General features: G+C 68.9%; 12 protein-coding genes and 1 pseudogene. 6 read left to right on the plus strand and 7 right to left on the minus strand.

What is annotated here, in order from left to right:
- The 3 genes from E8A12_RS04640 to E8A12_RS04650 form a co-directional block, all read right to left on the minus strand.
- Nucleotides 1-1,068: alpha/beta hydrolase (locus E8A12_RS04640; protein ID WP_293366605.1), on the minus strand; the 1,068-nt coding region annotated here is incomplete at its 3' end.
- Nucleotides 1,069-1,079: 11 nt separating this feature from the next.
- Complete coding sequence (locus tag E8A12_RS04645; protein WP_293366606.1) at nt 1,080-1,397, minus strand: SCP2 sterol-binding domain-containing protein; 318 nt, start codon at nt 1,395-1,397, stop codon at nt 1,080-1,082.
- Between the two features lie 73 nt (nt 1,398-1,470).
- Nucleotides 1,471-2,340 carry a methyltransferase gene (locus tag E8A12_RS04650; RefSeq protein ID WP_293366608.1) on the minus strand — a complete coding sequence of 290 codons (870 nt, stop codon included), beginning with the start codon at nt 2,338-2,340 and terminating at the stop codon, nt 1,471-1,473.
- A gap of 235 nt (nt 2,341-2,575) precedes the next feature.
- Between E8A12_RS04650 and E8A12_RS04655 the strand changes: the two genes are divergently transcribed.
- A complete protein-coding gene (locus tag E8A12_RS04655) occupies nt 2,576-3,031 on the plus strand; it encodes an Hsp20 family protein (RefSeq protein WP_293366609.1) in 456 nt (151 codons plus the stop codon).
- A gap of 162 nt (nt 3,032-3,193) precedes the next feature.
- On the opposite strand, the gene E8A12_RS04660 is transcribed toward E8A12_RS04655, so the two are convergent.
- The 3 genes from E8A12_RS04660 to gpmA form a co-directional block, all read right to left on the minus strand.
- The gene (locus E8A12_RS04660; RefSeq protein WP_293366610.1) at nt 3,194-4,450 is read right to left on the minus strand and encodes a pentapeptide repeat-containing protein; all 1,257 of its coding nucleotides are present in this window, start codon (nt 4,448-4,450) and stop codon (nt 3,194-3,196) included.
- A gap of 76 nt (nt 4,451-4,526) precedes the next feature.
- Nucleotides 4,527-4,964 (minus strand): bifunctional diaminohydroxyphosphoribosylaminopyrimidine deaminase/5-amino-6-(5-phosphoribosylamino)uracil reductase RibD, encoded by a 438-nt coding sequence (locus E8A12_RS04665; protein ID WP_293366611.1) that lies wholly within the window; start codon nt 4,962-4,964, stop codon nt 4,527-4,529.
- A gap of 17 nt (nt 4,965-4,981) precedes the next feature.
- Nucleotides 4,982-5,692, minus strand: a complete 711-nt coding sequence (gene gpmA, locus E8A12_RS04670; RefSeq protein ID WP_293366612.1) for a 2,3-diphosphoglycerate-dependent phosphoglycerate mutase — start codon at nt 5,690-5,692, stop codon at nt 4,982-4,984.
- A gap of 105 nt (nt 5,693-5,797) precedes the next feature.
- Between gpmA and E8A12_RS04675 the strand changes: the two genes are divergently transcribed.
- From E8A12_RS04675 to E8A12_RS04695, 5 genes are all read left to right on the plus strand, one after another.
- Nucleotides 5,798-6,043 carry a hypothetical protein gene (locus tag E8A12_RS04675; RefSeq protein ID WP_293366614.1) on the plus strand — a complete coding sequence of 82 codons (246 nt, stop codon included), beginning with the start codon at nt 5,798-5,800 and terminating at the stop codon, nt 6,041-6,043.
- Nucleotides 6,040-7,020, plus strand: a complete 981-nt coding sequence (locus tag E8A12_RS04680) for a KpsF/GutQ family sugar-phosphate isomerase (RefSeq protein WP_293366615.1) — start codon at nt 6,040-6,042, stop codon at nt 7,018-7,020. The genes E8A12_RS04675 and E8A12_RS04680 overlap by 4 nt, the downstream gene beginning before the upstream one ends.
- A gap of 91 nt (nt 7,021-7,111) precedes the next feature.
- The gene (locus E8A12_RS04685) at nt 7,112-8,614 is read left to right on the plus strand and encodes a phosphomannomutase/phosphoglucomutase (RefSeq protein WP_293366616.1); all 1,503 of its coding nucleotides are present in this window, start codon (nt 7,112-7,114) and stop codon (nt 8,612-8,614) included.
- Nucleotides 8,615-8,627: 13 nt separating this feature from the next.
- Nucleotides 8,628-8,843 carry a glycosyltransferase gene (locus E8A12_RS04690; RefSeq protein WP_293366618.1) on the plus strand — a complete coding sequence of 72 codons (216 nt, stop codon included), beginning with the start codon at nt 8,628-8,630 and terminating at the stop codon, nt 8,841-8,843.
- Nucleotides 8,840-9,553, plus strand: coding sequence for a glycosyltransferase family 2 protein (locus E8A12_RS04695; protein ID WP_293366619.1), 714 nt, complete (start codon nt 8,840-8,842; stop codon nt 9,551-9,553). The genes E8A12_RS04690 and E8A12_RS04695 overlap by 4 nt, the downstream gene beginning before the upstream one ends.
- Before the next feature lie 9 nt (nt 9,554-9,562).
- On the opposite strand, the pseudogene E8A12_RS04700 reads toward E8A12_RS04695, so the two are convergent.
- Nucleotides 9,563-9,748, minus strand: a pseudogene (locus E8A12_RS04700) (SDR family NAD-dependent epimerase/dehydratase); the annotation flags it as partial.

Below are 9,748 nucleotides of genomic sequence, written 5' to 3' on the forward strand. Positions count from 1 at the left end.
CTGCTTGCCGGCGACGGACGCGGCGGGCTTCGGCGCCGGCGCGGCGGCGACAGACGCCGGTGGAGGCGTCGGCGCGGGGGCCGGGACGGGAGCTGGCGCCGGCTTCGGGGGCTCGGCGGGCGTCGGGGCGACACGGCCGGTGAGCGCATCGAGCGCCCTCAGGAAGATGTTTCGCATCGGGTCGGTCTCCATCAGGATTTCGTGGAAGGCGCCGGGGACGTTGATGAACTTTCCCTGCGGCAGGTGACGGGCGGCGGCGGCCTGGGCCGCGTTGTCGACAAGCTGATCGTCCTCGGCGGATACAATGACCACCGGTACGGTGACGTTCCGCAAGGTGTCGGGCCGGGCGAGGTAGGCGGTGGCGCGCAAGCCGAAATCGATCCAGCCCCATGTGGGGCCGCCAAGGGCCAGTTTCGGCTCCGCGGCGACCAGTCCCCAGGCGCGCGCATAGCGCACCGGGTCGTGGGTAAGCGCATTGCCTTCGAAGGGCGCGTCGAACGGCACGCCAGGTCCGGCCACGGTGTAGCGCCCGGCGCCGCCGACAGCGATGTTAAGGCCGGTCAGCAGCTTTGACACGATCAGGGGGAACGGCGTCCGCATCCCCAGCATCGGCGCCGAAAGGATCGCGCCAGCGAAGCGGTTCTCGCCCTGGGCCATGGCCAGCAGGGTCAGGCAGCCGCCCATGGAGTGGCCTAAAGCCACCCAAGGCTTTGGGAGCTGGTCACTGTAGGCGCCCAGCAGGGCGCGGAAGTCGTCGAGGTAGGCCTTGTAGCCCCGGGCGTGGCCCTTCAGAGGGTCGGCCAGATCGCGTTGCGACAACCCTTGGCCGCGCCAGTCGTGCGCCAGCACCACGAAGCCGCGATCGAGGCACTCTGCGATGACCTCGTAGTACTTCTCGATCGCCTCGGTGCGCCCTCCCGACAGAACGATCGTGCCGCGCGCGCGGGCCTTCGGAACCCACAGCGCCGCGCGTAGCTTCGCGCCGCCCGCGCCCGTGAACCACGAGGCCTCGCCGCCGGGCGGAGCCTTGGCGTCGGCGGTCTCGATCAGGGGCGCCGGGTCAAGCATCTGAACAGGTCTTACGCGGCCTTGGAAAACAGGGATTGAATCTTCGGCTGCAATCGCATGGCGAGACCCATGTCGGAGAGCCGAAGCCGTCCGCTCATCATCGCCCGTGTCGGATCGAGCTCGCCCTTGCCGAGCGCGGCGAGGTCCTTCAGGCCGACGGTGACCACGAGGTCTGCAGGCAGGTCGGCGTTGGTCACTGCAGCGCCGTCAATGTGGATGATCCCCTCGCCCTTGAGGTCGAGCTTGATCGAGGCTCCCAGGCCCGCGGGGCCGGCCTCGGACGCCGCGGCGCGGCGGATCCGATCGGTCAGCTCCTCAAGCGTCGCCATGCGCGAACTCCCAACCTCCGACTATTGCAGCCCCGACGCAGAGCTTCGCTTCTGACGTGTGCGAAGTAAACCGTCACGCACGTGGCGTGCCCGGCTTGACCAGCTTCAGGGTCATCCGATCGCTCTCGCCAATAGCGTCGTATGGGGCGTGATCGAACTTCGGGTCCGGCGGCTGGCCCATGGGCGAAGAGCGGCGCACAGGCGGCAGGGTCCAGACCCCGAACGGATGGTCGTGGTGATCCCGCGGATTGGCGTTGATCTCGCTGGCCGCGGCCAGTTCGAAACCCGCTTCCTTGGCCAACTGGACCGCATAGGCCTGCGGCACGTAGCCGGAGCTGGCCATGACGTCGGGGGTCGCGCCCGGATCGGCGCGGTGCTCTTCGACGCCGAGCACCCCGCCGGGCTTCAGGACCGCGAAGGCGTCGCGGAACGCCTTCTCCGCCAGGCCCGCCGCCATCCAGTTGTGCAGGTTGCGCAGGAACAGGACGAGGTCCGCCGAGCCGGCGGGCGCCACCGCGCCGCTACCCGCGCCAAAGGTCGTGAATGTGACCTTCCCATAGAGCCCGGGGCTCGCTTCCAGGCGACGGCGATAGGCCTGCATCATGGCCTGGCCGTCGGGATCGGCGGGGATCAGGTCAGCGGCGATGAAACGGCCTCCGGTGGCGGCCACATAGGGCGCGACGATGTCGGTGTACCACCCGGCGCCGGGCCAGAACTCGACCACGGTCTGGTGCGGCTTCAGCCCCCAGAAACTCAGCGACTCCAGCGGGTGGCGGAACGCGTCGCGCGCTCGGTCGGCAGGGCTGCGCCAGGCGCCGGCCACGGCGGCCTCAAGCGTGGCCGGCGGCGCGACGCGCTTGGGCCGGCCGCCGGAGCAGGCGCTGAGCGCCATCGCGCCCAGCACCAGGCCGCGCCGCGAAAACGAAATGCCGGGAAACGCCATCAGACCTCGCCACGCCCCCCAGCGTAAGCTTGGGCTAGGCCTAGCGCGCGGGCGCCGCTGGGTCAAAGTGCAGAGCGCGCCAAGGCGCAGTACAAGGCCTTGAACCGGAAAAACGCACCCCTACTTCATCGGGCGGAGGCGCTGGATGTCCGGGCCTTCTGGGCGCCGCGAGGCCTTTTTGGCTCGCCGAACCCATCTGAACCGCAACCTTGCTTAGTCAAGAAGGATGTGACGCATGCGAACGATCGATTTTTCCCCCCTCTACCGCTCTGTCGTGGGCTTCGACCGCCTGGCCGATTTGCTGGACAACGCCGCCGCGGACGGCGCCACGGGCTATCCGCCCTACAACATCGAGCGCACCGACGAGAACGCCTACCGCGTCGAGATCGCGGTGGCCGGCTTCCGTCCGGAAGAACTCTCCATAGAGGTGAAGGAAAACCTGCTCACCGTGACCGGTCGCAAGGCCGCCAACGACGAGCCGCGCCGCTTCCTGCACCGCGGCCTTGCCGAGCGTAACTTCGAGCGCAAGTTCCAGCTCGCCGACTATGTGCTGGTGACCGAGGCCGCCCTGGCCGATGGCCTGCTCTCCATCGCGCTGAAACGCGAGCTGCCGGAAGCGCTCAAGCCCCGCCGCGTCGAGATCGCGGTCGGCCAACCGGCGAGCCTGATCGAAGGCGAGAAGGCGGCGTAGTGACAGTTGCTCCCCGTCGGGGGAGCCGTCAGCGAAGCTGACTGAGGGGGTCCTCCTAGGTTTGAGCGGAAGTCCCCTCCGGCGCTTCGCGTCACCTCCCCCGAGAGGGGAGGAACCCCGGAACGAGGCGGCGCGAGCGATCGCGCCGCCTTTTTCGTAGCCCTAGAGGGTATCGTCGAGGCCGCGGGCGCCGTGGCGGGAGACGCCGTTGAAATTGGCCTGGCGCAGCAGGGCTCCGGTGAAGTTGGCCCTGGAGACGTCGGCGTCAATGAACAGCGCCTGGCGCACGTCGGCGCCGGTGAGGTCCGAGCCCTTCAGCTCGGCGCGGCGCAGATCGCAGGCCAGAACCCGGTCGGCGCCCAGCAGCAGCGGACCCATCTGCGCCTCGCGCAGATCGGAGCCTGAGAGCTTGGCGTCAGCGAGCTTGGCGCCGCGCAGGTCGGCTCTTCGGAGATTGCAGTTCCGAAGGTCGGCGCCTTCCAGATGCGCGCCCTGCAGCTGAACGCCCTCCATGTCGAGGCCATAGAAGACGGCGCCCTTGGCCGAGAGGGCCGTGAGATTATAGCCGCGCACCGTCTCCAGCGCGCGCAGGTCGGCGTTGTCGAACACCGAGGGCGCGCCGTGCAGGCCGCCGGTCTCGCACCAGCGGGCGTGGTCCTGAATCATCGTCTTGTAAGGCAGGCTGGAGGCGGCGATGCCGGCCGGCTTGTCGGTCAGCGCCCCGGTCATGTTGGCGTTGGAGACATTCCACTGCAGGGTCTTGGCGCCGACCAGCACGGCATCGCGCAAGTCCGCGCCGCCGAGGTCCGCGCCCGACAGGTCGGCGCCGGAGAGATTGCAGCCCTTGAGCGTCGCCTGCTTCAGGTTGGCGCGCACCAGGCGGGCGTCCTTCAGGACGGCGTCGGTGAAGTCGGCCTTCACGGCGATGACGCCGGAAAGTTTGGAGCGTTCGAGGTTGGCGCCCACCAGCTTGGCGCCCTGGGCGTCGCCGACGCGGCTGGCGCCCCCGGCCTCGATGCGGCGGAAGCCAAACTTGGGATCGGCCGCGGCCAGGATGCCCTCGCGCAGGTCGGCCTCGAACATGTCGGCGCCGGTGAGATCGGCGTTGCGCAGGCAGGCCCCGCGCAGGTCGGCGCGCCTGAGCGAGGCGCCGCGCATGTCGGTGTCCTGCAGGTCCGCGCCGAACAGGGTGGCGTGGTCGAGCCGCGCGCCGGCCAGCTGGCAGCCGGCCATCACCGCGCCGGAGAAGTCGGCGTCGCAGAGGTTCTTGCCCGATAGGTCGATGCCCGACAGGTCCATCCATGCGAAGACGGCGCGCGCGCCGCCAGGCTTGGAGCTCCACAGCCGGTCGTGCCGGGCGCAGATCTGGTCGGCTTCCGCCTGGGTGATCCGACGCGCGACATTGGGGGATTCAGACATGCGGTTCGCCGGGCAACGGAATGGTTACCCGAACCTAGACGCGGATGATTAACACCCCATTTCCGGGTCCCTGGGCCTAGGGCCGCGGACGATAGGCCGCATAGAGGCTCGCCGCCTCGTCGGCGCCGATGCCCAGGTCCACGGCGATTTCCGCCTCAGCCAGCCGCTCAAGTCCCCGCCCAGCCGCCAGGACGGAGGCGTCGGCGCAGGCCACGACCACCCGCGCCACGCCGGCTTCCACGAGGCGCTCGCCGCACGAGGCTGCGCCGGACGAGCGTTCGCCACAGGGCTCCAGCGTCACATAGGCCGTGGCCCCGCGCGCGGCCGGCCCGGCGGCGTCCAAGGCCAGTTCCTCGGCGTGGGGTCGGCCGCCCACCGCCGTCGCCCCTTCGCCGGCCACAACGCCATCCTTCACCACGACACAGCCCACCGAGGGATTGTCGCCCGTCCGGCCCAGGTTGGGGCGCGCCAGGGCGATCGCGCGGCGCATCCAGGTTTCGTCTTCGGCCCCCATCGATACGGCTCTCTTGGCTAGGCGCCTGGCAAGGGTTGGGCGCGGGCCTCGTCGAGATAGCGGGCGCTGATCGGCTTCAGCGCACTGTCGAGCTCGATCAGCAGCGGGTTGCCGGTGGGAATCTCCACGCCGACGATCTCGTCGCCGCTGAGGCCGAACAGCAGCTTGACGATGGCGCGCAGGGAATTGCCGTGGGCCGCGATCAACAGCGTTTCGCCGGCGGCGAGCTTGGGCGCGATCTCCGCCTCCCAATAGGGCTGCACGCGCAAGAGGGTCGTCTCAAGGCTTTCGGTGTCGGGCAGGACGGCGCCGGCGTAGCGGCGGTCCTTGGCGAAATCGAACTCGCCGCCGGAAACCAGAGGCGGCGGCGGCACGTCGTAGGACCGCCGCCAGATCTTCACCTGGTCCGCGCCGTGCTCGGCGGCGGTCTCGGTCTTGTTCAAGCCCGTCAGGCCGCCGTAGTGGCGCTCGTTCAGCCGCCAGTCCTTGATCTCCGGAACGAAGGCCTGCTTCGCGGCCGCCAGGGCCAGCCAGGAGGTGCGGATCGCACGGGTCAGCACCGAAGTGTAGCAGCGGTCGATGGCGACGCCCGCCGCCGCGATCAGCGCGCCGCCTTTGGTCGCCTGGGCCTCACCCTCGGCGGTCAGGTCGACGTCCACCCAGCCGGTGAAGCGGTCCTCCAGGTTCCATTGGCTCTGGCCATGACGCAGCAGGATCAGGGTGGGCAAAACGCAGGCTCCGGTCGGCGAAGGACGTGGAGCGCCTTCTATCCGCTGGCATCGGTTGCGCCAACGGATTGGTCCGGAGCGGACGAAGCGGCTATAGAACCCGGCATGTTCGACCGTCTCTACCTGCCCGCCCTGGCGCTCGCCGCCGTCGCCGCGGTGGCCTTCGCCAGCATCTGGCCTCAGGGCCTGGGCGACCGCTCCCCGGCTCCGTTCGGCTCTACGCCGCTGCAGCGCACGCCGGCCATGCAGGCGGCCATGCAGCGCGAGGCGCTGTCCCAGCAGCGCCGCGGCGCCCAGCAGAAGGCCGCGATCCGCGATATGCAGTCCCAGGCGCTCGCCCCTTCTCAATGATCGCCTTCGACGCCATCGCGGTCGGCCGCCGGGTGCTGGCCGCCGAGGCCGAGGCGCTCGGCCAGCTGGGCGCGGCGCTGGACGACGCCTTCGCGCGCGCGGTCGAGACGCTGTTCGACGCGCAAACCGGCGACAAGGGCGGCCGCATCGTGCTCACCGGCATTGGCAAGTCAGGCCATGTGGCGCGCAAGATCGCCGCCACGCTCGCCTCCACCGGATCGGTCGCCATGTTCGTCCACGCCACGGAAGCCAGCCACGGCGACCTCGGCATGATCGGCGCGGGCGATGTGATCCTGGCGCTCTCCAAGACCGGCGAGACCCGCGAACTGGCCGACGTGATCGCCTATGCGGTGCGTTTCTCCATCCCGCTGATCGCGATCACCGCTGTGGCCGACAGCGCGCTGGGACGCGCGGCCGACATCGTGCTGCGCATTCCCGACGCGCCCGAGGCCGCCGACGAGCTGAACGCGCCGACCACCTCGACCACCCTACAGATGGCGCTCGGCGACGCCCTGGCGGTGGCCCTGCTGGAGCGCCGTGGATTCAAGCCGCAGGATTTTCGCGTCTTCCATCCGGGCGGAAAACTGGGCGCTATGCTGAGAACGGTCGTCGATCTGATGCACGGATCCGGCGAATTGCCATTAGTGGGCGCCGAAACGCCGATGCAAGACGCCCTGCTGGTGATGACCGAGAAGCGCTGGGGGATCGTCGGCGTGACCGGTCCGGATGGCGCGCTGAAGGGCGCCATCACAGACGGCGACCTGCGCCGCCACATCGACGGCCTGATGGGCCACACCGCCGGCCAGGTGATGACACCAGGGCCTAAGAAGACCGTGCCGCCGTCGATGCTAGCGTCCGAGGCCCTGGCCCTGATGAGCGATCCGCCGCCGGCGGTTACAGTGTTGTTCGTCGTCGACGCCGGAAAGCCGGTCGGCATCCTGCACATCCACGACCTGCTGCGCGCCGGGGTGATGTAGAACCGCGCCGACCCCATACACATTCCTGAAGGACCCGCCCGCTATCCACGACGGCCCGTCCTTCAAGACCCAGAGCCATTCCGGAGTCCCGATGCTTCCCGCTCCCCGCGCCGACCTCGTCTCCAACACCTACGATTTCGAGAACCAGCCGCTGGTGAAGGCCACGGGCTTTCGCGAGTACGACGCGCGCTGGCTGTTCGGACCGGAGATCAATCTCCTGGGCGTCCAGGCGCTGGGCCTGGGCCTGGGCACCTACATCCACGAGCTCGGCCAGAAACGCATCGTGATCGGCCACGACTATCGGTCCTATTCGCTCAGCATCAAGCAGGCGCTGACGATCGGCCTGGTGGCCGCGGGCTGCGAGGTGATCGACATTGGCCTCGCCACCTCGCCCATGGCCTATTTCGCCCAGTTCGACCTCGACGCGCCCTGCGTAGCCATGGTCACCGCCAGCCACAACGAGAACGGCTGGACCGGGGTGAAGATGGGCGCGCAACGCCCGCTGACCTTCGGTCCCGACGAGATGGGCCGGCTGAAGGAGATCGTGCTCTCCGGGACCTGGAAGCAACGTCCCGAAGGCAGCCTCGCCCATGTGAGCGGCGTGGCCGAGCGCTACATCGCCGACGCCGCCAGCCGCGCCAGCATCAATCGGCCGTTGAAGGTGGTCTGCGCCTGCGGCAACGGCACCGCCGGGGCCTTCGCACCCGAGGCCCTGCGGCGCATGGGCGTGGCCGTGGTGGTCGAGATGGACTGCAAGCTCGACTGGAACTTCCCGAAGTACAATCCGAACCCCGAGGACAGCGTGATGCTGCACGCCATGGCCGACGCCGTGCGTCAGTACGACGCCGACCTGGCCCTGGGCTTCGACGGCGACGGCGACCGCTGCGGCGTGGTGGACGACGAGGGCGAGGAGATCTTCGCCGACAAGATCGGCCTGATGCTCGCGCGGGACCTGAGCAGCCTGCACAAGGACGCGACCTTCGTGGTCGACGTGAAATCCACCGGCCTCTTCGCCACCGACGAGGTGCTGAAGGCCAATGGGGCCAGGACCGTCTACTGGAAAACCGGCCACTCCTACATCAAGCGCAAGACCGCTGAACTGGGCGCGCTCGCCGGCTTCGAGAAGTCCGGCCACTTCTTCTTCAACCCGCCGATCGGACGCGGCTATGATGACGGCATTGTCGCAGCCGCGGCGATCCTGTCGATGCTCGACCGCAACCCGGGTAAGAAGCTCTCGGACCTGAAGAAGGCTCTGCCGATCGCCTATACCTCACTGACCATGAGCCCTCACGTCGCCGACGAGGTGAAGTACGGCCTGGTGGACGACGTGGTGGCCGAATACACCGCCATTCGCGACGCCGGCGGTACGATCCTCGGCCGCAAGATCGCCGAGCTGATCACCGTCAACGGCGTGCGCGTGGCCCTGGAGGATGGCTCCTGGGTGCTGGTCCGCGCCTCGTCCAACAAGCCGGAGATCGTGGTTGTGGTGGAATCGACCCAGAGCGAGGACGACATGCGCCGCCTGTTCCGCGAAGAGGTGAAGCCGCGCCTGGCCAAGCGCCCGCAGGTGGGCGCCTACAACCAGGAAATCTGAGGCGGGGACCTCGATGGCCAGGCCTGTGCAGACCCGCACAACGGCGCCTGAGTTCGATGTCACGATCGTGGTCTGCACGCGCGACCGCTGTGCCGATCTGCGGACGATGCTTGAGCACCTGGCCCACGCCGAAACCCCGGCGGGCTGGCGGGCCGAGCTTCTGGTCGTCGACAACGGGTCCTCGGACGAGACCCTGCGGTCGCACAGGCGGCCGTCACCCCGAACCTGACCGCTCGCTACGTCTTCGAGGGGCGCAAGGGCAACGGCTACGCCTACAACGTCGCCTTGGCGCAGACCCGCGGCAAGGTCCTGCTGTTCACCGACGACGACATTCATGTGCCCGTCAACTGGGTCGAAGGCATGTGCCGGCCGTTCCTGGAGGGCGCCGCCCACGCCGTGCAGGGCGGGATCGCAATCGCGCCGCACCTGGACCGCCCCTGGCTGAAAGGCGCTCTGCGGATCTGGTGCGCTTCGGTCGAGAACCCGGCCTGGGCGTCGCCGGGTCTGGTAGGCGCCAATATGGCCATCGGACGCCAGGCCACCGAGGCGGCCGGCCTGTTCGACCTTCGCCTGGGCCCGGGCGCAGCCGGCTATTTCGACGACACAGTCTATGGCTGGGCGGTGGCGAAGGCGGGTTTGACAGTCCTCTTCCGGCCCGAGGTGACTGTGGAGCACCATTTCGATCCGAGCCGGCTGGGGCTACCGGCGTTCATGGCCGCCGCGCGCCGGATGGCGGCGTCGCGCGCCATCGTCGACCGAGACGCCAATCCCACAACGCACCCGCCATCGGTCATGATGCTGATCGCCCAGTTTCCGGGCCTGGCGGCCCGATTTCTGATTCAGGCGGCCAAGTTGTTGATCTCCGGCGAGCCGGATGCGGGTTTCGTGGTGCGCGACTACGACTACCAGCTTTGGCACGCGTTGAGGCGCGCAGGCTGAGCCCGCGGGTCAACCTGGCTCCATCGCCTTCTCGACCAGGCCCTCAGCGATCAGGCGTTCAAAATAGCCGATGGTTCGCGCGAGCCCGTCCGGGAGCCCCACGCCGGGCGTCCAACCCAGAAGGTCCTTGGCTCTGGAGATGTCCGGCTGGCGCTGCTTGGGATCGTCTTGCGGCAGGGGCATGCGGACGATTTC

It is taken from the genome of Phenylobacterium sp., assembly GCF_004799395.1.
Lineage (GTDB): Bacteria > Pseudomonadota > Alphaproteobacteria > Caulobacterales > Caulobacteraceae > Phenylobacterium.